The 23727-nt window shown below is 57.1% G+C and carries 28 protein-coding genes; 15 read left to right on the top strand and 13 right to left on the bottom strand.

Annotated elements, in window-relative coordinates:
- Position 1 precedes the first annotated feature (1 nt).
- From CMQ96_RS03675 to CMQ96_RS03705, 8 genes are all read right to left on the bottom strand, one after another.
- Positions 2 to 790 carry a class I fructose-bisphosphate aldolase gene (locus tag CMQ96_RS03675; RefSeq protein ID WP_004136342.1) on the bottom strand — a complete coding sequence of 263 codons (789 nt, stop codon included), beginning with the start codon at positions 788 to 790 and terminating at the stop codon, positions 2 to 4.
- Positions 791 to 1103: 313 nt separating this feature from the next.
- Positions 1104 to 1244 carry a hypothetical protein gene (locus CMQ96_RS28615; RefSeq protein WP_165775014.1) on the bottom strand — a complete coding sequence of 47 codons (141 nt, stop codon included), beginning with the start codon at positions 1242 to 1244 and terminating at the stop codon, positions 1104 to 1106.
- 219 nt (positions 1245 to 1463) lie between these two features.
- Positions 1464 to 2408, bottom strand: coding sequence for a carbohydrate kinase (locus CMQ96_RS03680; RefSeq protein WP_098065926.1), 945 nt, complete (start codon positions 2406 to 2408; stop codon positions 1464 to 1466).
- On the bottom strand, positions 2408 to 3775 hold the full coding sequence (locus tag CMQ96_RS03685) for a hypothetical protein (protein WP_098065930.1): 1368 nt from the start codon (positions 3773 to 3775) through the stop codon (positions 2408 to 2410). The genes CMQ96_RS03680 and CMQ96_RS03685 overlap by 1 nt, the downstream gene beginning before the upstream one ends.
- Positions 3776 to 3852: 77 nt before the next feature.
- A complete protein-coding gene (locus CMQ96_RS03690; protein ID WP_004120114.1) occupies positions 3853 to 4872 on the bottom strand; it encodes a ribose ABC transporter permease in 1020 nt (339 codons plus the stop codon).
- Complete coding sequence (locus CMQ96_RS03695) at positions 4859 to 6391, bottom strand: sugar ABC transporter ATP-binding protein (protein WP_004136348.1); 1533 nt, start codon at positions 6389 to 6391, stop codon at positions 4859 to 4861. Before CMQ96_RS03695 ends, CMQ96_RS03690 begins: the two co-directional genes overlap by 14 nt.
- 66 nt (positions 6392 to 6457) lie before the next feature.
- Positions 6458 to 7411: an ABC transporter substrate-binding protein gene (locus CMQ96_RS03700; RefSeq protein ID WP_098065932.1), complete on the bottom strand. Its 954-nt coding sequence runs from the start codon at positions 7409 to 7411 to the stop codon at positions 6458 to 6460.
- Between the two features lie 255 nt (positions 7412 to 7666).
- Positions 7667 to 8698, bottom strand: a complete 1032-nt coding sequence (locus CMQ96_RS03705; RefSeq protein ID WP_024358115.1) for a LacI family DNA-binding transcriptional regulator — start codon at positions 8696 to 8698, stop codon at positions 7667 to 7669.
- A 366-nt stretch (positions 8699 to 9064) separates the two neighbouring features.
- On the opposite strand from CMQ96_RS03705, the gene CMQ96_RS03710 reads away from it, so the two are divergent.
- A complete protein-coding gene (locus CMQ96_RS03710; RefSeq protein WP_064371774.1) occupies positions 9065 to 9691 on the top strand; it encodes a DUF1062 domain-containing protein in 627 nt (208 codons plus the stop codon).
- 208 nt (positions 9692 to 9899) lie between these two features.
- Positions 9900 to 10502 (top strand): DJ-1/PfpI family protein, encoded by a 603-nt coding sequence (locus tag CMQ96_RS03715; protein ID WP_064411275.1) that lies wholly within the window; start codon positions 9900 to 9902, stop codon positions 10500 to 10502.
- Positions 10503 to 10682: 180 nt separating this feature from the next.
- On the opposite strand, the gene CMQ96_RS03720 is transcribed toward CMQ96_RS03715, so the two are convergent.
- From CMQ96_RS03720 to CMQ96_RS03730, 3 genes are all read right to left on the bottom strand, one after another.
- A complete protein-coding gene (locus tag CMQ96_RS03720; RefSeq protein ID WP_004136358.1) occupies positions 10683 to 11075 on the bottom strand; it encodes a VOC family protein in 393 nt (130 codons plus the stop codon).
- Between the two features lie 133 nt (positions 11076 to 11208).
- A complete protein-coding gene (locus CMQ96_RS03725; protein WP_004136360.1) occupies positions 11209 to 11781 on the bottom strand; it encodes a DUF1349 domain-containing protein in 573 nt (190 codons plus the stop codon).
- Complete coding sequence (locus CMQ96_RS03730) at positions 11781 to 12380, bottom strand: dienelactone hydrolase family protein (protein ID WP_049085633.1); 600 nt, start codon at positions 12378 to 12380, stop codon at positions 11781 to 11783. Before CMQ96_RS03730 ends, CMQ96_RS03725 begins: the two co-directional genes overlap by 1 nt.
- Positions 12381 to 12590: 210 nt before the next feature.
- On the opposite strand from CMQ96_RS03730, the gene CMQ96_RS03735 reads away from it, so the two are divergent.
- The 5 genes from CMQ96_RS03735 to CMQ96_RS03755 all read left to right on the top strand — a co-directional run bounded on the left by CMQ96_RS03735 (position 12591) and on the right by CMQ96_RS03755 (position 16299).
- Complete coding sequence (locus CMQ96_RS03735; RefSeq protein WP_049085632.1) at positions 12591 to 13499, top strand: LysR family transcriptional regulator; 909 nt, start codon at positions 12591 to 12593, stop codon at positions 13497 to 13499.
- Between the two features lie 98 nt (positions 13500 to 13597).
- Positions 13598 to 14194 (top strand): NAD(P)H-dependent oxidoreductase, encoded by a 597-nt coding sequence (locus tag CMQ96_RS03740; protein WP_082237119.1) that lies wholly within the window; start codon positions 13598 to 13600, stop codon positions 14192 to 14194.
- A 21-nt stretch (positions 14195 to 14215) separates the two neighbouring features.
- Entirely contained in the window at positions 14216 to 15016 is an 801-nt protein-coding gene (locus CMQ96_RS03745) for a carboxymuconolactone decarboxylase family protein (RefSeq protein WP_098065935.1), read from the top strand.
- Between the two features lie 4 nt (positions 15017 to 15020).
- The gene (locus CMQ96_RS03750) at positions 15021 to 15455 is read left to right on the top strand and encodes a cyclophilin-like fold protein (protein ID WP_024358123.1); all 435 of its coding nucleotides are present in this window, start codon (positions 15021 to 15023) and stop codon (positions 15453 to 15455) included.
- On the top strand, positions 15445 to 16299 hold the full coding sequence (locus CMQ96_RS03755; RefSeq protein WP_098065938.1) for an alpha/beta fold hydrolase: 855 nt from the start codon (positions 15445 to 15447) through the stop codon (positions 16297 to 16299). The genes CMQ96_RS03750 and CMQ96_RS03755 overlap by 11 nt, the downstream gene beginning before the upstream one ends.
- 45 nt (positions 16300 to 16344) lie before the next feature.
- On the opposite strand, the gene CMQ96_RS03760 is transcribed toward CMQ96_RS03755, so the two are convergent.
- Positions 16345 to 16569, bottom strand: a complete 225-nt coding sequence (locus CMQ96_RS03760; protein ID WP_004136373.1) for a YdcH family protein — start codon at positions 16567 to 16569, stop codon at positions 16345 to 16347.
- 146 nt (positions 16570 to 16715) lie between these two features.
- Between CMQ96_RS03760 and CMQ96_RS03765 the strand changes: the two genes are divergently transcribed.
- Positions 16716 to 17609, top strand: coding sequence for an oxidoreductase (locus tag CMQ96_RS03765; RefSeq protein ID WP_049100428.1), 894 nt, complete (start codon positions 16716 to 16718; stop codon positions 17607 to 17609).
- Between the two features lie 36 nt (positions 17610 to 17645).
- On the opposite strand, the gene CMQ96_RS03770 is transcribed toward CMQ96_RS03765, so the two are convergent.
- On the bottom strand, positions 17646 to 17894 hold the full coding sequence (locus CMQ96_RS03770; protein ID WP_004136375.1) for a hypothetical protein: 249 nt from the start codon (positions 17892 to 17894) through the stop codon (positions 17646 to 17648).
- A gap of 435 nt (positions 17895 to 18329) precedes the next feature.
- Between CMQ96_RS03770 and CMQ96_RS03775 the strand changes: the two genes are divergently transcribed.
- Genes CMQ96_RS03775 through CMQ96_RS03805 form a run of 7 tightly spaced genes read left to right on the top strand, consistent with a single transcriptional unit; the run spans position 18330 to position 23634 of the window.
- The gene (locus tag CMQ96_RS03775) at positions 18330 to 19301 is read left to right on the top strand and encodes a phosphotriesterase (RefSeq protein ID WP_024358125.1); all 972 of its coding nucleotides are present in this window, start codon (positions 18330 to 18332) and stop codon (positions 19299 to 19301) included.
- 9 nt (positions 19302 to 19310) lie between these two features.
- Complete coding sequence (locus CMQ96_RS03780; protein WP_049089759.1) at positions 19311 to 20051, top strand: creatininase family protein; 741 nt, start codon at positions 19311 to 19313, stop codon at positions 20049 to 20051.
- A complete protein-coding gene (locus tag CMQ96_RS03785) occupies positions 20044 to 20487 on the top strand; it encodes a PTS sugar transporter subunit IIA (RefSeq protein WP_004136382.1) in 444 nt (147 codons plus the stop codon). The genes CMQ96_RS03780 and CMQ96_RS03785 overlap by 8 nt, the downstream gene beginning before the upstream one ends.
- 25 nt (positions 20488 to 20512) lie before the next feature.
- The gene (locus CMQ96_RS03790) at positions 20513 to 20800 is read left to right on the top strand and encodes a PTS sugar transporter subunit IIB (RefSeq protein WP_004136384.1); all 288 of its coding nucleotides are present in this window, start codon (positions 20513 to 20515) and stop codon (positions 20798 to 20800) included.
- Positions 20797 to 22107: a PTS ascorbate transporter subunit IIC gene (locus tag CMQ96_RS03795; protein ID WP_098065941.1), complete on the top strand. Its 1311-nt coding sequence runs from the start codon at positions 20797 to 20799 to the stop codon at positions 22105 to 22107. Before CMQ96_RS03790 ends, CMQ96_RS03795 begins: the two co-directional genes overlap by 4 nt.
- Positions 22108 to 22123: 16 nt before the next feature.
- A complete protein-coding gene (locus CMQ96_RS03800; protein ID WP_004136388.1) occupies positions 22124 to 22864 on the top strand; it encodes a sugar isomerase domain-containing protein in 741 nt (246 codons plus the stop codon).
- 14 nt (positions 22865 to 22878) lie between these two features.
- Positions 22879 to 23634, top strand: coding sequence for a GntR family transcriptional regulator (locus tag CMQ96_RS03805; protein ID WP_024358129.1), 756 nt, complete (start codon positions 22879 to 22881; stop codon positions 23632 to 23634).
- Positions 23635 to 23727: the final 93 nt, after the last annotated feature.

A 23727-nucleotide genomic window follows, 5' to 3' on the forward strand; every position in this document is an offset into this window, starting at 1 on the left:
TTTAAACCATGTAGAGGCTGTAAGCATCTTCCGCTGTGGCATTTTCATGGATGATGGCATTCAGACCTGCTACTACTTTTTCTGGCCGTGGGTCCTGCGTAATATTGCGACCCACCGCCACGCCTTTTGCTCCCACCTGCATACAGTGATGAACAAATTTAAAATAGCCGTCGATGCCGGTTTTAGGGCCGCCGAGCGCGAGCACCGGCACTCCGGCGGCTTCGACGATGAGTCTATCGTCTTCGGTACCGGTAAAGCGGGTTTTGATGACATCCGCGCCGAGCTCAACGGCGACGCGGGCCGAGGCGGCGATGATAGCCGGATTATTGGAGTCGTCGCTGGTGACGGGATAGCCATAGGGCAGAGATTCCACTATCAGCGGCATGCTCCAGCGATCGGCCGCCTGCGCCAGCTGCATGGCCATGATATGCGTTTTCTCTTCATTGAACGCGCCGGGGAAGGTCATGCACACCACGCCATCAGCAGCCACTTTCAGCGCATCTTCGATAGAAAAAACAGGGGTGGTATCGGGAACGGTATTATCAAAAATACTCACTGTGCTATCGACGCGTAATACAACGGGAACGCTGTTGAAAATTTCGCGAAAATTTTTCAACATACCCCAGGTCACCAGCGCGCAATCCAGGCCATTTTCGACCAGTACCGGGAGCTGCTTTATCGTATTATCAATACCATTTGTGTTGCTGGAAAAATAGTAGCCATCCAGCGCCAGCGTGACTGATTTACCATCTTTTGCGAAAATTCGGGAGAGACGACGTTCTTTAGACATTGATTAACTCCTGTGAGAGAAAAAAACAAAAAGGCCCTCAGAAACTTTCGTCTCTGAGGGCCTTCGATTCACTTACCCTTTTGATAATCGTTCAGTAAGCCAAACCATTATCAATTAATTTTTCAGCCTTATGGGTAGGGTTTAAATGGCGTTTAATTTAAATCCGTTCCCTTGCTTGAATTAATTACTAGCATGCCTGAGTTCTTTCTGTCTAGCCGTTGTTGATAAACTGAGATGCTTATCACGAATTAGATTTGAGTTTAATCTTATTAGTGCTGGCGCGCTTTGACACTAAAGCCCATTTTTATTGTGCTTATACCGAGAGCAAAGACTCTACCGCCAGCTGCGCCAGCAGCAGCAGAAAGGCGATCAGCGTCAGCCATTTCGCCGGATGCAGCTTGCGCTGCGGAATGGGAGTATTACGCAAACGTACAAACCATTGATTCATTTTCATTATTGACCTCCTGTCCCTGATGTCCATTAGCGAGAAGGGCAAAAATTGAATGCCGATCTAATTGCCTGATATTAATGGATTAGTCGGCAATAACCCATGAATAAATGAAGCTGGTTTAGCTTTCATTCAATAATTGGGACCTAAATCATATCCATAAAAGCTAATGATAAGGGTCCGTCGATACGCGCGGTTGCAGACCCTCATCCGGTTTTCCGTTGTTTACAGGCCTGGTCTCTGCTGACTTCGGAGTTCATGGTCCCAGGGCGGGTTAGCTCCTGGCCTGGAAACCGTCACCGCGGCGGCGCGCATCCCCAGATCGACCGCGCGGCGAACCTGCTCACGTGACAGTGTCACTAGCTTCTCTTTTTCAAGAAGCCCGGCCTGCGAAAGGCTGGCGAGAATACCGGCATTCACCGTATCTCCCGCGCCGACAGTATCGGCCACCGCGACGCGAATCGCGGGCACGTGAAGATGAAAATCTGCGGTCCAGGCATCGGCGCCGTCTGCCCCGCGGGTAACCACAATAAGCTTTGGTCCCAGCGCCAGCCAGCGGCGGATGACCTCATGCTCTTCGCCGGGTTCGGCAAACCACGCGAGGTCTTCATCGGAAAGCTTGACGATATCCGCCAGCGCAATCATGCGCCTCATGCGCGCCAGGTGCTTCTGCCGATCCGCGATGAAAATTTCACGGATATTGGGGTCGAGGTATATCACCCGGCGCGGCGCCTCTCGCGCCATCAGCGTTTCATAAACGCTGCCGCACGGCTCCGCGATGAGGCTGATGCAGCCGAACAACACGGCGGCGACATCATCTCCGAGTTCCGGCAGGTCGCTTTCCCTCAGCATTCTGCCGGCGCTATTTTCATCGTAAAAGGTATAGCGGGCCTGACCGCCTACCAGCCTGACAAAGGCCAGCGTGGTTGGCAGCGGCGCGCGGGTTGAGGGCGAATAATCCACGCCGGATGCGTCAAGCGTGTGGCGCAGCATATCGCCCATAAAGTCATCCGATAAACCGGAAAACAGACTGACCGCCATCCCCTGACGGCCCAGGGCGACGGCGGTATTAAATGCCGCTCCGCCGACGCAGGGAGTAAAAGCGGGGTCATTTTCGCGGCTCTGGCAGGGCAGCATGTCGATGAGGGCTTCTCCGCAGCAGAGGATCATCAGTTATCTCCTTTACGTACCGTGACCACCGGCGGGGTTTCCAGCCGATCGGCGATCTGCATCCAGTTTTCGGCGAAGATCCCGCAGGCGGTCTTGATCTCGACGCCGACGGGGAGCTCCGGACACTCATTTTCGCCGTTGCTGCCCCAGTTAACCCATCCGGACTGGCGGCGCTGGACTATCTGAAACGCGCCGGAGGGGCGGGAGGTCCACCAGATCATCGCCCGGCCGCTAGCCGAATCATACTCGACGGTTTTACTGGCCGGCCCGGGGAAGATGGTTTCATCCGCGACGGCGGAAACGTTAACCGGCGAATCGGTCAACAGCCATTCCCGCTCGGTCAGATCGGCCCGAAGATGCGCTCGGGCGCGCACCTGACTCAGCCGTTCGCGAATCTCCGCTTCATCCAGCACGTGCTCCCAGCGACAGAACATCCGCCAGTAGAGATCCCAGTGGGCAGAAGCCATATCGGTGAGCTGTTCGCGGAATTCGGCAAATTTCGGGCTTTGATTTTCCGATGTGGCGACGGTATTGGCCACCATCGCCGCCAGCTCTTCGGCGTAGGGGTCGCCCGCGCGGTAGCGGGTGCCGCCGTAGGCCGCGAAGCGGTCGAACAGCAGGTTTCCCGGACCGCTCTCAAATTCGTCGCCGACGGTGATCTTGTTGGTCACCGAACGGCCGTTGATCACCGTCGAAAAGTCATCCACCCAGTAGCGCCGCTGAAACCACGGCGTGTTCCAGCTAAATTTCCAGTCGATGGCGAAGCGCTTACCGCGCAGCTCCGGTAATAACCCGTCGGGGATCGCGCCGCGCATGCGGTAGTGATGATAGACCGGACCCTGTTCAACGACCTCAATATCAACGACGGTATGCTCCGGCGGGTTAATCAGTCCGTTCTCCGGGGTAAAGAACGGACCGTAAAAACCGCCGATGGCGTTATTCCCCGAAGGAAGCAGTTCGACGCCGTCCTGCAGAGCGCGGAAATGGCGCAGCCCCCATTTTGATGAACCGACGCCCTGAGCGGTTCCCCGACACATTTCCAGATCGAAACAGCCGGTATTGAGGCGCGCAAAACAGTCGCTCTCCCGGCCGGGCAGCGTCTGGATACCGGATATGTCATCGACTTCAGCCGCCGTGAGCGGCCGGTCAAGCCGCATCTTAAGGGTACCGCTGAAGCTGACCGTCGCGATAAAAGCGGTACTGCTTACCGACGATTCATGCTCGAGGCGCTGGCAAAGGATCCGCTCGTCCTCGTCGGTAATGGCCCACCACAGAGGTTCCGCCAGCCTCTCCGGGAGGGTAAACGTAATCGGTTCGCGATCCCGGTGGCCATTCATCGGGTCCGTCAGGGTAATGTGGTATGTCATGGGCGTGTACTCCATCAGATTTTAAGCAAACGAAAACCCGCCGCCGATGCGGCGGATAAACAACGCGTCAGGGAAAGCTAGCGGGGACGGGCGATCTCTTTTTTCCGCCAGAAGGTAAACAGTTCCGGATGCTGCTTCAGTCCGTCAATCGCCACGGCGAGGATGATGACGATGCCTTTGATTAAGAGTTGGGTGAAAAAGGGCACGCTGAGCAGAATCAGACCGGTACTGAGTACGCCAAGTATTATCGAGCCAATCAGGGTGCCGATAATTCGCCCGCGGCCACCGGCGAGGCTGGTGCCTCCCAGGACAACGGCCGCAATGGCGTCCAGCTCATATCCCGTTCCGGCAGTAGGCTGGGCGGAAATCACCCTGGCGGCGAAGATAATGCCCGCCAGACCCGCGCAGACGCCGGCAATCATATACACCGCCGCCAGCACGCGTTTGACCCGTACGCCGGCCAGGCGTGCGGCCTGGGCGTTGCCGCCGACGGCGTAAATGTGACGGCCAAAGCGGGTGCGTTCGAGAATGAACCACGCCAGCAGGTAAACCACCAGCATGATAATGACCGGGATGGGGATCCCGATAAGATAGCCGTTGCCCAGCTCGCGGAAGCTAAGGCTACTCGAAACAATAGGCTGCCCTTCGGTAATCGTGTAGGCCATACCGCGCAGGAAGGTCATTGTCCCGAGGGTGACGATAAACGGCGCGAGGGCGAGATAGGCGGTGAGAACGCCGTTAAGCAGACCGCAGAGCGCGCCAACGCCAACCCCGGCCAGAATCGCCAGCGGCGCGGGGATCCCGGCCATCGCCGCCACCACCGAGACCACGCCGGATACGGCGACGATCGACCCGACGGATAAATCGATACCGCTGGTTAAAATGACGAACGTCATACCTGCCGCCAGAATGGCGTTGACGGAAATCGAACGGGCGATATTCAGCAGATTATCGACACGGTTAAAGTTTGGCGCGAAGGTCGACATGAGGATCAGCAAAACCAGCAGGACGATTAAGATCCCCACCCGGTCCCACCATTTGGCAAAATCAAACGGCGCTTTGACCGGCAGTTCCGTCACAGGTTTATTGTTGTCCATGGCATTCTCCGGATTGACTGGTAAAGGTTCCTGTTGCGTGCAGCATCACTTCTTCTTCCGTGGCTGAACATGAGGGGAGCTGGTGGACGATTCGCCCGCCGCGCATGACCAGCACGCGGTCGCTGATGCCGATGGCCTCCGGCAAATCGGAAGAGATCACCAGGATGGCTTTGCCGGCGCGAGCGAGCCTGTCTATCAGCTCGTAAATTTCCCTTTTGGCGCCAATATCTACGCCGCGGGTCGGTTCATCGAGGATAAGCAGCCTCGAATCGCGCAGCAGCCAGCGCGCCAGCGCCGCTTTCTGCTGATTTCCGCCGGACAGGGCGCTGACGGGCAGTTCAACCGCGTTTTCCCGCAGCCGCAGCCTGCGCATCTGCTCAAGGACGGCGGCGCGGATGGTTTTGCGTTTAACCACGCCGCCGGCGACAAAGTTATCCAGCGAACTGATATCAATGTTGTGCTCAACCGAATGACCGAGAAACAGTCCCTGGGTTTTACGGTCTTCGGTCACCATTCCAATACCGTCGGCAATAGCGGCGGTGGGGTCTGACGGCTGGCTCTCCCTGCCGGCAAGGCGCACGCTTCCCTGGCTGCGCGGATCGGCGCCGAAGAGCAGGCGGGCAACTTCGGTTCGCCCGGAGCCCACCAGACCGGACATGCTCACCACTTCGCCCGCGCTGACCTCAAAGGAGACCGGGCCGGTCGCACTGCCTGCCAGATCCCGCACTTCCAGCAGGACGTCGCCGGGCGTACGCGGCTCGTGCTGATAGAGATCGACGATTTGCCGGCCGACCATCATGCGCACGATATCGGTGGTTGAGACGTTGCCGAGGTTTTCCGTGCCGATCCACGTGCCGTCGCGGAACACCGTGACCCGGTTTGCCAACTGCCACACCTCTTCCATGCGGTGCGAGATGTAGACCATGCCGACGCCGTCCTGGCGCATCTGCGCGATCAGCCGGTATAGCTGGAGAGTCTCCGCCCGCGACAGGGCGGCGGTCGGCTCATCAAGCACCAGTACTTTCGCGTTTTCACTGACGGCGCGGGCGATCTCCACCATTTGCTGACGCCCGATGCTCAATGACCCGAGCGGCGCCTGCGGGTCGATATCCGCGTTAATTCGATTCAGCTTCTCTTTGGCCTCCCGGTGCATCCGTTTGCGATCGAGAATACCGGCGAAAGAGGTGGGCTCCTGGCCGAGAAACAGGTTTTCCGCCACCGTCATATCCGGCACCGTGTTCAGCTCCTGGTGGATAATGGCGATACCATATTTGCGCGCGTCCCGGGGCGTGCGAATATCAATCGCTTGTCCATCGATAAAAATAACGCCGCTATCGCGCTGCTCGTTGCCGGAGAGGATTTTCATCAGCGTGGATTTACCCGCGCCGTTTTCCCCCATCAGGGCATGGACCTCTCCGGCGAATAAATCAAAGCGTACGTTGTTCAGCGCGAGCGTCGCGCCGTAGCGTTTTGAAATCCCTTCCAGCCTGAGTAAGGGAGGTGATGATATGTCGGCCATTGTCTTTGCCCTCAGGGATGAGCCTGAGGGTCATCCCGTTTGTTGCTGCTTAGAGTGACGATGTGATTACCAGCCCGGATAGCTACCCACGTTATCGCGGGTGACCAGTACGCTCGGGATCAAAACGGTACGGGAGGCGATCGGCTTACCGTCGACCATATCCTGAGCAAGCGATATGGCCTGGCGAACCATTTCTCCCGGGTTTTGCGTCGCGGTGCCGATAAAAGGCGAGCCGCCGCGCTTGAGTTCTTCAACCGCCTCCGGGCTACCGTCGACGCCGGTAACGTTGATCGCGCCCGCTTTGCCCGCCTGTTCAACCGCCAGCACCGCGCCAAGGGCCGAAGGATCGTTCATACCGAAAATACCGGAGACGTCCGGGTTGGCCGTGAGCATATCGGTGGTGACCATCAGGCCCGATGCGCGGTCGTTGCGCGATGCCTGCTGGCCGACGATTTTGATATCCGGGTATTTTTGCGCGACGTTTTTACAGCCTTTAATGCGGTCGATAATGGTCTGAATTGGGGGCCCATCGACCAGCAGCACTTTGCCTTTGCCGCCCATCTGGCTGAACAAGTACTCGCAGGAGGTCTCCCCGGCCTGAATGGCGTTGGTCATGATCGCCGCGTCAGCGCCTTTAGCGGGGGTATCGACTGCGATAACGATAATGCCGGCGGCTTTTGCCCGCTGTATCGCCGGTTCGATCCCGGACTCATCGACGGCGGAAATAATAATGAGATCCACTTTCTGCTGAATAAAAGCGTCAATCTGCGTGTTCTGGTTTGCCAGATCGACCTGCGCATCCTGGACATTAAGGGTTGCGCCGATTTTAGCCGCAGCCTGCTTAGCGTTTCTCTCCATCGCGGAGAAGAACGGGTTGGACATGTCCTGCACCATTAATCCGATACGGGCGATTTTTTTGCTTTCCTGCGGCGCGGCGCTGGCTGCGGGAGCCAAGCCTGTCATGGTGGTGATTACCGCGGCAACCGCGACAGCCAGCCATGCTTTACGAAGTTTGGTCATATTCTGCTCCTTTCATTTTCTTGTGGTACGAGGTACGGCCAGGTGTGGGGATGCCTCAGAAATAATCCCCTGATGTTGTTTTTTAATCGCGACTGAATAATTCAGCCGTTATTTAAATCGCTAAAATGATGAAAGAGTGGCGGCAAAATTGTTTCGCTCGGGTTAGCCGCTTGTTGGCTGGAAGGACAGAACCGCAAGAGCAATGTCTGTCGGCCCGTAGAATGCCGTCTGGGCAGCCATCTCAATCGTGTCTTTTTAAGTGTTATGGGCTTTTCTACAGCCGCAGGACTGGCGAATCACCAGCGCGGCGGGAACTTTAAGTTGGGTCTCTATTTCGCCTTTTCCTTCCTGATTAATTAAGCGAATCAGCATCTCTGCCGCCTGCCTGCCGATCTCTTCACTGTTTTCATTGAGCACCGTGAGCGGTGGATTTAACAGCGGTGCCCAGTCGAATTCGTCATAGGCAATAAGGGCCATATCGCCGGGAATGGCTATCTGGCGCTGCTGGAGTTGGTTGAGCGAACCCAGCAGAATAGGGTTGTTCCCGGCAATAAGCACGTCCGGCAGCGCTTCCCCGCGCGCCAGATACTGGCTCAGTTTTTCAGAGGCCGACTGCGCGTCGTTTTCCGTTTCCAGGACTTCAAGCGTGGCGCCGCACTGCTCAGCGGCTTCGCGGATCCCGCGCTCGCGTTCAAAACGCGTGGTCCAGCGGTCCGGGTAGATCAGCAGCAGCCAGTTTTTATAGCCGTGCTGCGCCAGATGGTTCCCCACCAGCAGGCTGGCATGGTAATTGTCGGTGGTGACGCTGGGAAAATTGTGCTCGCCGCGGGGAGGAGAGTCGACAAAGACCACCGGGATATCCCATTTCGCCAGCAGGCTCAGGCTCTCCGGCTGGAGCGTCACCGTCGAAATGATCCCGGCCATCCGCGATTCGATCAGGCGGTTAATCATGCGATCTTCCTGCGCCCGGTCGTAGATCCCGTTTACCGCGATATCGCCAAGCACCACGGTCCACTGCGAAGGCTGCAGCATCTGCTGAATCCCGGACATCAGGTTGAGGTAGTAAGAGTTCGACGCATGGGCCGTAATCACCGCCACCGAGTCTCTGCTCGAACGGCGTAGCGCCTGTGCCGCGCGGTTAGGGACGTAGCCGAGCTCGCGCGCCACTTTTAAAATCAGCTCCCGGCTATCATCAGCTACGCCATCGCCACCGTTAAGCGCGCGTGAGACGGTGAACATTGAAAATCCCGTCGCCTCACTCACGTCCCGCATCGTCGCTTTTCGCATTTTTCGCTCTCTGCATTTATGAAAATTACCCGTGATATAAACGGTTATTTCCTTAACCTAAACGTTTATGAGACAAAACATAAACGTTTAGGTTTGTTTGATCAGTGAGCCGCTTCTCGTTTTGTGAACAGAAGGTAAACAATGCTGTTTATGAATGAATTCTCTGTATTTATTGATTTAATGCATGCCTTTACCCTTAGCCGCTTTGTTACGCTTAGGCCCATTCATTGGCGGTCAGACAGGGTAGTCGTGTTGGAAATCTTTTTTTAACCCACTGAAAAGTATCCTCTAAATATTTTTCACATCGCAAAAATCACGGTCCGTTATCGACGGATCCGCTTTTGTATAGGTTAAAAAAGGTTCACCATGAAAGTCACATGGAACGTCAGCCCCGTGGGCTACCAGCTGATTAGCAAATGCTGCCCCGCCTGTCATGGGCAGCAGGATTTCACCCCATCCGGCGCCTTCCGGGTCAATTCACAAAAAAAGATGCTTGATGTCTGGAGTATCTATCAGTGCGTCCGCTGCGCGTATACCTGGAACATCAGCCTGTTCTCTCGTTTACCGATCAGCAAAATCAATCCGCAGCTCTACGAGCGGCTTATCGCTAACGATAAATCTGCCGTCGAGGCTTATTCTCACGATCTGCTGGTGCTGCGGCGTAATCGCGCGTCGCCGTCAGGATCGCCTGAATTCATGGTCAAGGAGCGCTGGCGAATCAGCCTTGTTCGCGCTTCTCAGGTGAGAGTGGAGGTTACCGTCGCGCGAGCCTTTCAGACCAGCCTGCTATCGGTGCTGCGAAGTCAGCTGTGCCTTAGCGGTAGCGCTGTCCGTAAGCGCCTTGCGTCGGGAGATATCGGCGGCATCACCCTGAAGGCGTTGCGATCGCCCCGGCTGAGGCCGGAGGGATATACGCTTTATATCACCAGGGAGGTTCTCCTCGCCCGCAGGCGCATTCCGTTGTCTGCAGGCCCGGATCGCAGAAGACGATAGCCAATGTCCCCGGATAGTGGTTCTATCCGGGGAGCAGGCTCGCAAAAATGAGTGCGGATTGCCATAAGGGGAAAATTAACCTTGCCTTCATTACTGTGTATTTATACAGTTTGTAGCGGCGGCACGACGAGAATATCGATCGCGACAGCGAAGGGCTTGGCGGATGCCGCGACGGCTAATTCCGTTGACCAGGGAGTGAATGAGATTTATGGATACGCGTAAAGAAGTGTTGTTTGTGCTCATCGAGGAGTATGCCGACTGGGAGTTTGCCCTGCTGGCGCCAGGGCTGCGCCGGGGGTTTGGCATATGGGCGCCGCAGTATGATGTCAGGACCGTTGCCGCGGATGCGGGGCCGGTGATGTCCATTGGCGGGGTCCGTTGCCTGCCGGATTATACCTTCGAGACGATACCCGATGATTACGCCGCGCTGGTGTTGGTGGGCGGTATGAACTGGTGGGGAGAAGAGGCCCGGCGGGTGGTGCCGCTGGTAGAGCAAGCGCAGGCCCGGCAGATCGTGGTTGGCGCGATATGCGATGCTTCGGCATTCCTCGGCGCGCACGGCTTTCTCAATGATGTCGACCACACCTCGAACGGGCTGGCCTACCTGCAGAACAGAGCGGGCCCCGCCTACAGCGGCGCTGCGCGCTACCGAAGCGTGCCTTCGGTTCGCGACGGCAATCTGGTGACCGCCAATGGGGTTGGCTTTGTGGATTTTACCTGCAATATGCTGGCGGCATTAAACGCGACGCAGGCGGGCGAAATCGAAGCGATGCGGGCGGCGTTTACGTCGGGAATGTTTACTGAAGGCTGAGTCAGAAACGACCGCTGCTGTACGGCAACGGGCTGAAACAAAATGCCTTTCTCGTGGGCGCGCCGTGAATGACCGGTGAGCGCCGAAGGTGAAACAGGCGGCACGAGCCCTGCGCGATGTTCAGCAACGCGCAGGGTTTCGCCATGCGCGAACCCTGCCTTAACCTCCCGTTCTGCGGGCTTAGCCTGCGTTTGCGTAATACACAAACGCCAGCTTATTGCCGTCCGGATCTCTGACGTAGGCGCTGTGGAAGCCCTCACCGTACTGCGGACGGTGTCCAGGGGCGCCTTCATCAGTTCCCCCGAGGTTCAGCGCCAGCTGATGCAGCTGCTGAATATGATCAACTGAACGAGCGTTCAGCGCTACCATCACGCCGTTACCCGTCGTCGCCTGCTGCTGGTTAAACGGTCTGCCAACGCACAGTCCGATGGTGCTGTTTCCGCTGAATGTCCCCCACGATGCGCCTTCATCGCTCCGACCGCTCTGGGGATGCCCCAGCATTGCCATCAGCGGGTCGTAAAAACGCAGCGCGCGCGGCAGATCGTTGGTGCCGAGCATGATGTAAGAAAACATGGCTCCTCCTCATAGTTGGTCTGAAGGTCGATGCCAATCTAGCAGCAAGGAGGAGGCCATGCAGGCCGGGGGGCTAAAAATCATACCTTCATCGCGATTATTCCGCGATTTTGCCCGTGCGCGAGCTGGCGACTCAGCTCAGGTCGTGCAGATCTTTCTCGTTTGGCGGCAGCAACGCTATATCGTGGAAATTAACCCGTAGTCCGCTACGCTGCGGCGTGCAGCACATGACGCCGATCTTCACCGCTCCGCTGGGAAAAGGGCACAGCCGCAGCAGCGGCCACTGACGGCCATCCGTAGAGTACTGCAGGCGCAGCGCTTCCCCCCGACGGGTCAGACGCAGCCAAAATTCGCCGGGGTCGCCCGGGAAAACACCGGTCGCCCAGTCTGATTTCCCCTGCGTCAATACGCTGCCGATAGCGGGCGCGCCGTCATTGTACTCAATACCGGCCTTGAGCCAGCGTTGCGCGTCCTGCATAAGCAGGATCCCCGCCTGGTCATACAGGGTGCTGAAGTCGGCGCGGACCCGCACCTGAAAGGTGAAATCCGCTGCGGCCTCCGTCGCGTAGATATGGCCGGAGAAGCGCTCAAATCCGTACCAGGTTTCGCGCCAGAAGTCGGTTTGCGCATCGGTGACTACGCGGAGTACGCCGTCCTCTTCCGACCATGTCGCGGGTTCGTTAATCCAGTGAAATACCTGATGCATTAGGCCTCCTGTGTTTGCTGAATAAGCGTTAAAAAGCGCAGCGTGTCCTCGTCTGCCTGCTGAGCGAGGCGCGCGTCCCATGCCGGGCTGTCGGCATCACAAAAACCGTGCTGCGCATTGAACATCCGGCAGGTCACGGAGGGAATTTTCTCCAGCTCGTTTTGCATGACGCGGGGATCGAACGCCGGTTCATTACGGGCGATGATGACAAGCGTCGGGCTGGGGGGCGCAACGTCGCTGTACAGGCGGATCCGCGATCCATAATGGCACACCGCGGCGTCGCAGAGCCCGCTCCTGGCGGCCAGCCAGGCTAAGGTGGCGCCCACGCTGTAGCCGATAAGAATTAGCGTGCCGTATTTCGCTCTAAGCTCGGCCAGCAGCGGCACAATGGCGGCGGTATCAAATCCGACGTTATCGGAAAAGTGGCGCCAGGCCTCGTCCTGCTGGTCATAAGCAAAAGGCGCAGAGTGGGGAAAAAGCGCGGGCGTAAAGACAGCGTAACCGCGGCTTCTCCAGGTCGCGGCGGTTCGCTGAATATGCGCGTTGAGGCCATAGATTTCATGCAGCAGGACGATGGCTTTATCGCAATCAGGTAACATAAACGCGCCTCTGGCGGACAAAATAGGGTTTATTACCGGTCGGATGGACAGTTTATCAGGGCTGAAGCCTGTAGTATAAACCTACCGCCCGGCAGGTTGCTCGTGCATTAAGGTCTTTGATTTTCCTTCGCGGACGATCGCCACGATGCGGCATGACATCAAGGTACCGTTATTTTTTTAGCTTATCTTTTACCCCGTTAGCGAGGCCGTATGAATGTGAACCGTGCCGATATGGCCGACCTTATCTATTTTTGCGCCATCGCGCGCCATCATAGTTTTAGTAAGGCTGCCGTCGAACTTGGGGTGAGCGCCTCGACCCTAAGCCACGCCCTGAAGGGGTTTGAGGCGCGGCTGGGCGTACGCCTGCTGAACCGCACGAGCAAAAGCGTCACCCTGACGGCGGCAGGCGAGAGCCTGGCCAGCGCGGTAAGCGAGCCGGTCGCCTCCATCGATGCCGCGATGGAACAGCTCAACCAGTTCCGCGATTCGCCGGCGGGGCATATTCGGCTTAACGTCGCCGTTGAGGCCGCCACGCTGCTGCTGGCTCCGGTACTGCCGGTTTTTGCCGAACGTTATCCCGATATTGAGCTGGATATCGTGGCCAGCAATCGCATTGTCGACGTCACGGAACAGCGCTTCGACGCCGGGATCCGCTATGGCGGAACCGTGCCGGAAGATATGGTGGCGCAGCGCCTGTCCGCCGATGTGCGCTGGGTGGTCGCGGCGTCGCCGGAATATCTTGTCCGCTTTGGCGAACCCCGGCATCCCAACGATCTTCACCAGCACCGCTGCGTCAGCAATCGTCTGGGAAACAACCGGATTTATAAATGGGAGTTTGAACGCGGCGAAGAGCAGCTCACCGTCAAAGTGCCGCCGCTATTAACGGTCGATCTGGCGGAGACGGGCGTAGTGGCCATTCTGCAGGGGTTCGGCCTGATGTACCTGCCGGAACCGCTGATAGCAGAGCACGTCAGCGCCGGGCGCCTGCGTCTGGTGCTGACCGACTGGGCCTCATACGGACCGGGATTCTATATCTATTACTCCAGCCGTCATCAGCTTCCTACCGGGCTGCGCCTGTTAATCTCCCTTGTGCGGGAAATGAAGCCGCTCGGTCTGTAGCCCGATTGATGAAAATAACTCACAGCCCCATTCGATAGCGAGGGCTGGCTCCTTCTTATTCCGCGCCTTAACCTGTGGCAAAAGAGAAGGAGAGCTTGATGAACTATTCGCACCGCTGTATTCCCGGTCTGTTCTGGCTTTTGGCCGTCACCGCGTTTCTGTTTAGCTTTACCCCTACCAGCCGTGCCGCCGAGGCTAACACGCTGGTTATTGTCTCCCATCCTTATCCTGAACAATCGGTCATGACCAAAGGTCTGGAGGAGGCTGCGCGAAGCGTGCCCGGCGTGACCGTACGCAATCTCGAGGCGCTTTACGGCTTTGACAGCCGAAACATCAATGCCGATGAAGAGCGACGGCTTATGCGGGAACACGCGCGCGTCGTTTTTATTTTCCCGACCCACTGGTTCAACATCACGCCGATGATGAAGGCCTGGCTGAACGATACCTGGGGTAGCGTGGGGCCGGGAATATGGCAGGGCAAAGAGATGATGATCGTGACGACGGCCGCGGGAGGCGAATCCACCTACGGCGAGTCCGGGCGGATCGGCGTCAGCCTGGCCGACGTCTTTACGCCGATGAAGGCCAGCGCGCTGCATGCGGGCATGACCTGGCTTCCCCCGCTGGCTTTTGAGAATGCCAGCCGCAGCCGGCTTCCTGAGTACCAGCGCCAGCTGGTGGAAAGGTTGACGAATTAATATGCCGATGAGGAATTTATCGTGAAAGCTTTTATTGCCGCTGCCGCCATGTCGTTGATGCTGGGCGCTCCCGTCCTGGCTGAAGAAAAAAGAGGTGAAAAAATGGCTCCATTTAGCCCATCCCAGTTGTCCGTTGAAGATGTTCAATCCGTCGCGCCCGCGCTTGCCCGTTTCGGCAGCGAGGTGCTGACAGAGGATCTCTGGGTGCGAAATGAACTCTCGCGCCGCGATCGCAGCATCGTGACCGTAGCGATCCTTATCGCCCGTCTCCAGCTCGCGGAGCTAAAACATTACGTTGACGTTGCCCTGGATAATGGGGTCACAGCGGCTGAAATCTCCGAGATCGTTACTCATCTGGCTTTTTATTCCGGCTGGCCTAACGCGATGTCCGCCGTTGCGGTGACGAAAGATATTTTTATCGCGCGCGGTATTGGCCGCGAGCAGCTGGCTTCGGCGTCCCCGGAGCTGCTTCCTCTTAATCAGGCGATGGAAAAGCAGCGCTCAACAACGGTAGAGCAGAACGTCGGCGCGATTTCCCCCGGGCTGGTGAAGTTCACAACGCAACCGCTGTTTCTTGACCTGTGGCAGCGCCCGGGGCTGAAGCCGCGCGACCGCAGCCTGGTGACGGTCAGCGCGCTGATTGCCGCCGGGCAAAGCGCGCAAATTGGCTACCACCTTAACCGGGCGATGGATAACGGCCTCACCGCGGAAGAGGCGGGAGAGGTCGTTGCGCATGCCGCTTTCTATGCCGGCTGGCCAAACGCCTTTTCGGCGGTAGCGGTGGTCAGTGAAGTCCTGCGCGCTCGCGGCCTGGCAGGGTGAGCGGATGTTCAACTCTCTTAGCGCCACGCTAATCATTTTTATGGCAACAACGGGCGCGGCATTCTCTGCCGGGCAGGAGAACGGAGTGAAGATTCAGTTTGCGTTTAACGCAACGACGGTAGTCGGTTTGCTGGATGAGAGCGCAGCGGCTAATGAGTTCCTGGCACAGCTGCCGATGACGGTGAAGCTTGAGGATTATGGTTCCACGGAAAAAATCGCCTGGCTGCCGGCTAAGTTGCGCCAGGCGGATCCTGGCGCATCGCTAACCCCACGGCGCGGCGACATCGCCTATTACGCGCCGTGGGGCAATCTGGCCATTTTTCGCGAGGATTTTCGCCAATCGTCCGGGCTGATAAAGCTTGGCCGGGTGGTCGAGGGGCTTAAATCGCTTGACCAGCCGGGCACAGCGACGGTGACCATCAGCCGGTATGTTGAGTAGGCATAGCGCGTTAAATAAACAGATCGTTATTTCACTTCATATTTTCTTTAAAGACTGGGGCCCGAAGGAGGCGCAGCCGATCGTATTTCATCACGGCTGGCCGTTGAGCGCCGATGATTGGGATAACCAGATGCTGTTTTTCCTGGCAGAAGGCTTCCGGGTGATTGCGATTGACCGACGCGGTCACGGTCGTTCCGATCAGGTAAGTGAAGGTCATGATATGGACCATTATGCCGCCGATGCTTCGGCGGTGGCGGAACATCTGGATCTGCATAACGCCGTGCATATCGGCCATTCTACCGGCGGCGGGCAGGTTGCGCGCTACGTTGCGCAGTATGGTCAGCCGCAGGGTCGTGTGGCCAAAGCGGTGCTGATCAGCGCGGTTCCGCCGCTGATGGTAAAAACGGAGAGTAATCCTGGCGGTACGCCAATCGAGGTATTTGATGGTTTTCGCAAAGCGCTGGCCGCCAACCGCTCACAGTTTTATCTCGACGTGGCGTCCGGGCCGTTCTACGGCTTTAACCGCGATGGCGCGGAGGTGTCGCAGGGCACCATTCAGAACTGGTGGCGTCAGGGAATGACCGGCAGCGCGAAGGCGCATTATGATGGGATTAAGGCGTTTTCTGAAACGGACCAGACCGAGGATTTAAAAGCCATTACGCTACCGGTGCTGGTGATGCAGGGCGATGACGATCAGGTTGTGCCTTATCAAAACGCCGCCATTCTGCAGGATAAGCTGCTGCCGAACAGCCAGCTAAAAATTTACCCCGGCTTTCCGCACGGTATGCATACCTCGCACGCCGATGTCATTAACGCCGATCTGCTGGCGTTTATCCGCGCGTAGCTGCGGGATAAGAAAGGCCGCCATCCGGCGGCCTTATCACACACTTCAGGCCTGATTCAGGCTTTCATGCTGGAGGATTTTCAGCATTTCATCCTTCAACAGAAGTTTTTCTTTCTTCATATGTACGAGCTCGAGACTGTATCCTTTGCCATCGACTCCTTCTATGCGGGAAATGTCGTGATCGAGTGCATTATGTTTTTCGAATAGCGACTGAAAGCGCGGGTGCGTGGTTTTCAATCGAGAAATTAGCTCTCTGTATTCTGGAAACATGTACCTTCCTTGTTGATGGTGATAAGTGTGTACGCTGACACACACATTCAGATTACCCATATGAATAAAATGGTAATGCGAACGAAGTCGCGTTTATGTTACATACCCATTGAATCTCAGGGGCCGGAAGCGGCCTGGAGGCATAGATGACAGTTGAAGAACCCACCATTGCGCTGGTAGGCCCGGGCGCAATCGGTACCACCATCGCCGCTGCGCTGCACGAGGTTGGCCGTACGCCTCTGGTATGCGGTCGCCGCGCGCATCCGCAGCTGTCGCTGCGTTTCGATGGCGGGAAGATTGTGGTGCCGGGGCCCGTCGTGACGGAACCGGCATCGGTCGTCGCGCCGTTCGACCTGGTCTTTGTGGCGGTAAAAGCGACGCAAATTACGGCGATTGCGCCGTGGTTGAAAGCGCTATGCCACGATCGCACGGTTGTCTGCGTGCTCCAGAACGGCGTTGAACAAAAGACGCAGTTCGCACCGTACGTAGCGGAAGCGACCGTGCTGCCATCGGTCGTCTGGTTCCCGGCGCAGCGTGAACCCGAGGCGTCAGTCTGGCTGCGGGCGAAACCGCGGCTGACGCTGCCCGATGTCCAGGGGGCTGAACGGGTGAAGCATGCGCTACGGGACACCCGCTGTGAAGTGGACGTTAGCGCTGATTTCCTCTCCGTTGCGTGGCGGAAACTGCTGCAAAATGCGGTCGCTGGTCTGATGGTGCTGACGGGGAGGCGGGCAGGGATGTTTGCCCGCGAAGATATCACGGCGCTGGCTTTAGCCTATCTGCAGGAGGGGCTGACGGTGGCGCGCGCCGCAGGCGCCAGCCTGGGCGACGGCGTGCCGCAGGAAATTCTCGCCGGTTTCCATCGCGCGCCCCCGGATTTAAGCACTTCAATACTTACGGATCGCGAGGCCGGGCTGCCGCTGGAGTGGGATATTCGCAACGGGGTCGTGCAGCGATATGGTCGTATTCACCATATCCCCACGCCGCTCAGCGATGTGATTGTGCCGCTGCTGGCCGCCGCCAGCGACGGCCCGGGCTAAAGGCGCGGGACACCGGCGTGATAACGTTTCCCGGGATCAGATTGATTCCGCCAGCCGGTCGACAACCACGTTGCCGCTATTATCAAACTGGGTGATGCGGTAATTCACGCAATAGGAACGACGGGTGGTAAATTGATTGAATAACGCCACCCGGCCTTTTTTATCGCCATTTTTATTCACAATAATCCATTCGGTGACGTCCGTTGAATTAACTTTATCGCTGCTGGCGTCCTGTTGTTCGACCAGACGATCTTCTTTTTCTACCTTCAAAAAATCACGTAACATTTATTTATCTCCGCTCATCATTGTTTTTAACAATACTCTTTTTATCGATTCATTCAATTAAACATTTTAATCAATGATGTTGATTATTAGCCTGAGATGAAGTGTGCTGATTATTTATTTAACTTATTGTTTATAATAAATAAAATGCGTCACACCCTTGTGGGGAAAGCGATTTTTTCCATAAGCAGCGGTATTCCCTTTGAAGAGTTTATATGTGACAACGTCACTTTATCGTCCCCGGCACGATCCTCTTACAGATATTATTTCTGTTGCCTGAAAGTCACCGGTGTACTGCGCCGTTATCGCGTTTTAAATATCTACCGCCCTCACAGATAGAAATTTTATATGACCGATGCGAACTTGATCACTTGACTGGTCAAGTGGGGCGGGCCTATGTTGAAAGCACCTTCTTATCCGTTCCGGGGAGTAAGTAACATGGGCATCATTCGAACGTTAAACGGGGATATTTCCGCTCATCAGCTGGGTGTCACCTACAGCCACGACCATATCTACTGTATTCCGCCCTATTGGGCCGAGCGTCAGGATGACGATCTGTTACTCGACGATCCACAGGCATCAGAGCGTGAATTAAGCGATTTTCGTGAGGCGGGCGGCCGCGCCATCTATGACGCCACCGCGCCGGACTATGGTCGTCAGGCCGCAGCCGTCGCCGCCATGGCGCAGCGCCAGCAGCTGCACATCATCGCCACCGCCGGTTTCAACAAAGGTTTTCTCTGGAGCAGCAAGCGGCCAGGCTCAGCGCAGACTTTTGCCGAGTGGATCGAACATTCAGAGATTGATGAACTGGTTGAGCACGTCTGTCGCGAGGTCACAGAGGGAATAGAGGGCACCGCGCATCGGGCCGGCGTGGTGAAGTGCGGCACCGGCTACAACACCATTTCCCCGCTGGAAGAAAAAACCATGGAGGTTATCGTTCGCGCCCAGCAGCGCACCGGCGCGCCAATGCACAGCCATACGGAAATGGGGACGATGGGACTCGAGCAGGCGCGGATCTTCAAAAAATGGGGGCTGGATTTATCCCGCTTATGTTTTGCTCATATGGATCGCAACCCCGATCCCTGGCTGCACCGTCAGATCGCCAACACCGGGGCGTTTCTCTCTTTCGACGGTATCAGCCGCATCAAATACCACCCTGAGCATATCCGCACCCAGGCCATCCTGGCGCTGTGCCAGCGGGGTTATCAAAAACAGATCTTAATCGGCGGTGATTTTGCCCGTAAATCAATGAGCGCGCACTACGGCAAGGGGGGGCTGGGGCTGAAGTTCATCCTTAACGACTGGCGGCCAAGGTTCCTTGAAGAGGCGCGGGAAGCCGGATTTGACGGCGAAGCGCTGCTGCACGATTTTTTCGTCGACAACCCGGCTCGTTACCTCGCTTTTGCCTGAGGAGGCGTCATGAAGCTGCATCATTTAAACGAACGCGAGGCCAGGCGGGCGCTACAAAAGGCGCGGATAGCCTTATTGCCGCTCGGCGCCGTCGAACCGCACGGCGACCACCTGCCGCTGGATACCGATAACCTGCTGGCCGAGCGGTTCTGCGCGCTGCTTGATGACCAGCTGGGCGAGTGCGCCCTGAGCCTGCCGGTCGTTTCCTACAGCCAGGTCTGGTCCCTGCGCGGCCACGCGGGCGCGATTGATATCGGTAATGAGCGGCTGACCTCGCTGCTGGTGTCGCTGGCGGAAAACATGGCCAGCTACGGTATCACCACCACGGCGGTGATTAACGCGCATTACGGTAATTTCGACGCCATTAAAGCCGCTTCCCGTCAGCTTAAGGAGCAGGGCATCACGCTACTTGGCTACAGCTGGGCGGGGATGGATGAGGAGGTAAAAAAGCGGCAAACCTCGGCGGTGGCTTATCCCGGTTATATGCATGCCGACGAAGTCGAGACCTCATTGATGCTGGCGCTAGCGCCGGAATTCGTCAACATGACAGAAGCTCGGCAACACTATCCTGATTTTCCGCAGAATTTTCGTTATCAGCCGATACCCTGGACCGCGTTCTCTGATTATGCGGTGCTGGGCGATCCGACTGCCGCCAGCGAAGAGAAAGGGCGCGCGTTTGTCCAGCGGGCGCTGGAGACCACGCTGGTTTCCATCCGCCAGCATTTAGCGCAAGGAGCCTCTCATGATTGAGCGTCAGGCAATAAACGTCGACTGTGCGGCCAACAGCCCGGAAGAGGCCATCCGCGAGGCGGGGAACGCGCTGTGCCGCGCGGGAGCCTGCAGCCCGCAATACGTCCAGGCAATGGTCGATAGCTACCGCGAGCTGGGCCCGTATTTTGTCATTGCCCCCGGGCTGGCCCTGCCGCATGCCCGCCCGGAACAGGGGGCGATGAAAGCGCAGATCAGCGCGATCAGGCTGCGCGAACCGCTGGCGTTTGGTCATGCGGAAAACGATCCGGTGCAGGTGGTGCTGGGCCTGTCGGCAACCAGCAGCGATGCGCATATCCGCCTTATCCAGCATATCGTCACCGTACTCAGCGATGAAAATAACCTGCATACCCTGATGCATTCTCGCGACCCAGAACAACTTTATCGGCTGTTAGCCAGCGGCTCGCAGCGTTTGTAGCGTGATTAACACGGAGTGAATAGCGATGAAAATTCTGACAGTCTGTGGTTTAGGTATGGGCTCCAGCCTGATTTTAAAAATGAACGTTGAGGCGGTGTTAAAACAGCACGGGATTCAGGCCTCCGTGGAACATATGGATGTCTCTTCCGCCGCGTCGGCCAACGCCGATGTGGTGATAACCAACGCGGAACTGGTAGATAACCTTAAGCATCTGTCCTGCCCGGTGGTGGTGGTGAACAACTATATCGACAACGCGGAAATCACCGCGGCGCTGACGCAGGCGAACATTCTGCCCGCGGGAGAGCCATCATGAGCGAGTTTCTTGGCGTACTGCGCTGGATAACCATCAATATCTTTGGTGAAGCGTCGATTTTAATTGGCCTGATTGTCTTGCTCGGCCTGGTGCTGCAAAAGAAATCGCTGGCGGATATTGTGTCCGGCACGCTGAAGGGGATCCTGGGCTTTCTGATCATCGGCGCGGGGGCCGGGATTATCGTCTCCGCGCTGTTGATATTTCAACCGATCTGGACCGAAGTCTTCGGGCTGAGCTCGATGAACCTGACCAATATTATCGGCCAGGCGCGCTTCAGCGAACGCTACGGCAGCAGCGTGACCATCGCCATTGCCGGCGGATTCGCCATTAATTTGCTGCTGGCCCGGCTGACGCGCTTTAAGTACATCTACCTGACCGGACATATGATGTTCTGGACCACGATGATCTTTGCCGGAGTGATAGTGAACACCGCGCCCGCTATTTCCGCAGTACAGCTGACGCTGATGCTGACGGTTATTATGGGCGTGTACTGGACCTTACAGCCCGCGCTGGTTCAGCCCTGGGTGCGGAAAATCACCGGTAACGACAACGTGGCCCTGGGGCATACTTCCGCCTCGGTCGCGCTGCTGGGGGCGATTTTCGGCCAGATATTTGCCCGCAACAAAATCAGCTCCGAGGATATTAAAGTTCCTAAAAAGCTCGGTTTTTTGCGCGATTCCAACGTGGTGACCGCGTTAACCATGGCGCTGTTGTTCTTTATTGGCACCTTTATTCTGCAGATAAAAGGTACGCCGAAAGCCGCGGAGATCCTGGCGCAATCGGGCGACCTGAGTTTCTACATTTATGCCCTCAAACAATCGCTGATGTTTACCGGCGGCATCGCCGTGGTGCTGCTTGGCGTACGGATGTTTATTGGCGAAATGGTGCCGGCGTTTAACGGCATCGGCTCGCGGCTGGTCCCCGGCGCAAAACCGGCGCTCGACTGCCCGATACTGTTCAACTTTGCGCCAAACGCGGTGGTGCTGGGCTTTGTCGGCGCGTTTGTTGGCTCGCTGCTGTGGCTGACCCTGATAGGCCGCTATACCGGCTACGTCTTTATTCCCAGCATGATCGTGATTTTCTTTCACGCCGGGACGGCGGGGGTCTTCGGCAATATTACCGGAGGCTATAAAGGCGCGCTGCTGGCGGGGTTTATCACCTCCACCGTGGTCGCCTGGGGGCAGTATTTCTGCGTCACCGGCTTTATCGACAGCACGATCCCGGATACCGCGCTGTGGGCGGGCGACAGCGATATGTTTGTCCTCGCGCCGGTCATTCATCTTTTAACCCGCATGCTGACGTTCTGATATCGGGAGGAAGTCTATGAGTCAGGCACTGAAACAGTACTACCGCCAGATCCGCCAGAAGCTGGCGTTGCTTGAGCAGCGCCCCGATGATCTCACCCGGGCGGCGGAAACCATGACCGCAAGCATTCTGGCCCAGCGCAACATCTTTGTCTTTGGCGCCAGCCACGCAGGAATTCTGGCGGAGGAGATGAGCTATCGGGCGGGCGGCCTGGCCATTATCAATCCGCTTTTCACGCCTGCGCTGATGCTTAACGTCAGGCCATTAACCCTCACCAGCGCGGTGGAAAATGTGGAAAATCTCGGCCGGGTACTGGTGGAGCAGTCGCCGCTAAGGGCTGACGATACGCTGCTGATCCACTCGGTTTCCGGGCGGAATGCCATTACCATTGACGTCGCGCTGGCGGCGAAAGCCTGCGGCGCAAAAGTTATCGCGATTACCAGCCTGGCGACGGCGGCGCGCGTGACCTCTCGCCACTCCAGCGGCAAACTGCTGGTGGATATTGCCGATATCACCATTGATAACCACTGCGAGTATGGCGATGCGGCGGTGAGCCTGCCGGGGATGGCGCAGAAAGCCGCGCCGCTCTCCACCATCATGGGCGCGGCTATCGCCAACAGCCTGGTATTACGTATTTGCGAAATCATGTTGGAAAATGCGCGCACGCCGCCCATTCTCGCCAGCGCAAACATAGACGGTAATCAGGCGATAAATCAGGATATACTGAGCGCTTACAGGAGCCAGATACACTACCTCTGAGTTGGAGCACAAGTATGTTTGAGTCGGATGGACTCCCTCTCTATTTAAGGATAAAAGACGTTATCCTGCAGCGGATCCTCTCTTTTACCTATGACGATAAGCTCCCGGGCGAACTGCTGCTCGCCGGGGAGTTCAAGGTCGCGCGCGGCACCATTAAACAGGCGATAGATTCGCTGGCCAGTATTGGCATGGTGTACCGCGAGCAGGGTAAAGGGACGTTTATCAACCGCGATGCGCTGCAGAAATACTACACCGACCTCCCGGACGTACTGACGAGCTTTGCTGAGCCCGGTGAGATAGCCGTAGAAGTACTGTCGCTGATTTCGACCATGGCCGACCGCCAGGTGGCGGAGCAAATGGGGCTGGATTTAGGCTGCCAGCTGATGCGTCTGGAACGGTTGTTAGTGCAGGGCGATCGGCCGGTTGGCCATGTGCTGACGTGGCTTAATGGCCGTATTTACAACGATCTCAGCCACGTGGACGGCAGCCGATCGCTATACAAGCAGCTGCGGGAAACGTTCGGCTACTCGCCGGCCAACGCCACGGAGCGCTATACGCCGGTGTGCTGCGATAGCCGCACGGCAGGATTGTTAAATATCAAACCGGGAGCGCCGCTGTTTCGCATTGAACGGGTGGCCCGCGATCTGGATGATGTGGTGCTTGAATACAGCGTCACGCATACCCTTGACGCCAGCCTGTCGCTGCAAATCGCCACCAGCCAGAGCAGCATGAGCCAGCAGTGGGCCTGCACCATCGAAAAAGGGCGTTAATCCGCCTCCCAGTCGAGAATATCGACTGGCAGATTTTTGCCAGCGTATCGAAGCGCGAGGAAGAGGCGAAAAACTGAATCGCAGGCTGCTCGC

Source organism: Klebsiella sp. MBT K-1 (assembly GCF_002556465.1).
GTDB classification, from domain to species: Bacteria; Pseudomonadota; Gammaproteobacteria; order Enterobacterales; family Enterobacteriaceae; genus Klebsiella; species Klebsiella grimontii.

Bases quoted from the DNA above. Each gene is read 5' to 3' on its own strand.
- CMQ96_RS03675 (WP_004136342.1), bottom strand. From the start codon at position 790: ATGTCTAAAGAACGTCGTCTCTCCCGAATTTTCGCAAAAGATGGTAAA.
- CMQ96_RS28615 (WP_165775014.1), bottom strand. From the start codon at position 1,244: ATGAAAATGAATCAATGGTTTGTACGTTTGCGTAATACTCCCATTCCG.
- CMQ96_RS03680 (WP_098065926.1), bottom strand. From the start codon at position 2,408: ATGATCCTCTGCTGCGGAGAAGCCCTCATCGACATGCTGCCCTGCCAG.
- CMQ96_RS03685 (WP_098065930.1), bottom strand. From the start codon at position 3,775: ATGACATACCACATTACCCTGACGGACCCGATGAATGGCCACCGGGAT.
- CMQ96_RS03690 (WP_004120114.1), bottom strand. From the start codon at position 4,872: ATGGACAACAATAAACCTGTGACGGAACTGCCGGTCAAAGCGCCGTTT.
- CMQ96_RS03695 (WP_004136348.1), bottom strand. From the start codon at position 6,391: ATGGCCGACATATCATCACCTCCCTTACTCAGGCTGGAAGGGATTTCA.
- CMQ96_RS03700 (WP_098065932.1), bottom strand. From the start codon at position 7,411: ATGACCAAACTTCGTAAAGCATGGCTGGCTGTCGCGGTTGCCGCGGTA.
- CMQ96_RS03705 (WP_024358115.1), bottom strand. From the start codon at position 8,698: ATGCGAAAAGCGACGATGCGGGACGTGAGTGAGGCGACGGGATTTTCA.
- CMQ96_RS03710 (WP_064371774.1), top strand. From the start codon at position 9,065: ATGAAAGTCACATGGAACGTCAGCCCCGTGGGCTACCAGCTGATTAGC.
- CMQ96_RS03715 (WP_064411275.1), top strand. From the start codon at position 9,900: ATGGATACGCGTAAAGAAGTGTTGTTTGTGCTCATCGAGGAGTATGCC.
- CMQ96_RS03720 (WP_004136358.1), bottom strand. From the start codon at position 11,075: ATGTTTTCTTACATCATGCTCGGCACCAACGATCTGCCGCGCGCGCTG.
- CMQ96_RS03725 (WP_004136360.1), bottom strand. From the start codon at position 11,781: ATGCATCAGGTATTTCACTGGATTAACGAACCCGCGACATGGTCGGAA.
- CMQ96_RS03730 (WP_049085633.1), bottom strand. From the start codon at position 12,380: ATGTTACCTGATTGCGATAAAGCCATCGTCCTGCTGCATGAAATCTAT.
- CMQ96_RS03735 (WP_049085632.1), top strand. From the start codon at position 12,591: ATGAATGTGAACCGTGCCGATATGGCCGACCTTATCTATTTTTGCGCC.
- CMQ96_RS03740 (WP_082237119.1), top strand. From the start codon at position 13,598: ATGAACTATTCGCACCGCTGTATTCCCGGTCTGTTCTGGCTTTTGGCC.
- CMQ96_RS03750 (WP_024358123.1), top strand. From the start codon at position 15,021: ATGTTCAACTCTCTTAGCGCCACGCTAATCATTTTTATGGCAACAACG.
- CMQ96_RS03755 (WP_098065938.1), top strand. From the start codon at position 15,445: ATGTTGAGTAGGCATAGCGCGTTAAATAAACAGATCGTTATTTCACTT.
- CMQ96_RS03760 (WP_004136373.1), bottom strand. From the start codon at position 16,569: ATGTTTCCAGAATACAGAGAGCTAATTTCTCGATTGAAAACCACGCAC.
- CMQ96_RS03765 (WP_049100428.1), top strand. From the start codon at position 16,716: ATGACAGTTGAAGAACCCACCATTGCGCTGGTAGGCCCGGGCGCAATC.
- CMQ96_RS03770 (WP_004136375.1), bottom strand. From the start codon at position 17,894: ATGTTACGTGATTTTTTGAAGGTAGAAAAAGAAGATCGTCTGGTCGAA.
- CMQ96_RS03775 (WP_024358125.1), top strand. From the start codon at position 18,330: ATGGGCATCATTCGAACGTTAAACGGGGATATTTCCGCTCATCAGCTG.
- CMQ96_RS03780 (WP_049089759.1), top strand. From the start codon at position 19,311: ATGAAGCTGCATCATTTAAACGAACGCGAGGCCAGGCGGGCGCTACAA.
- CMQ96_RS03785 (WP_004136382.1), top strand. From the start codon at position 20,044: ATGATTGAGCGTCAGGCAATAAACGTCGACTGTGCGGCCAACAGCCCG.
- CMQ96_RS03790 (WP_004136384.1), top strand. From the start codon at position 20,513: ATGAAAATTCTGACAGTCTGTGGTTTAGGTATGGGCTCCAGCCTGATT.
- CMQ96_RS03795 (WP_098065941.1), top strand. From the start codon at position 20,797: ATGAGCGAGTTTCTTGGCGTACTGCGCTGGATAACCATCAATATCTTT.
- CMQ96_RS03800 (WP_004136388.1), top strand. From the start codon at position 22,124: ATGAGTCAGGCACTGAAACAGTACTACCGCCAGATCCGCCAGAAGCTG.
- CMQ96_RS03805 (WP_024358129.1), top strand. From the start codon at position 22,879: ATGTTTGAGTCGGATGGACTCCCTCTCTATTTAAGGATAAAAGACGTT.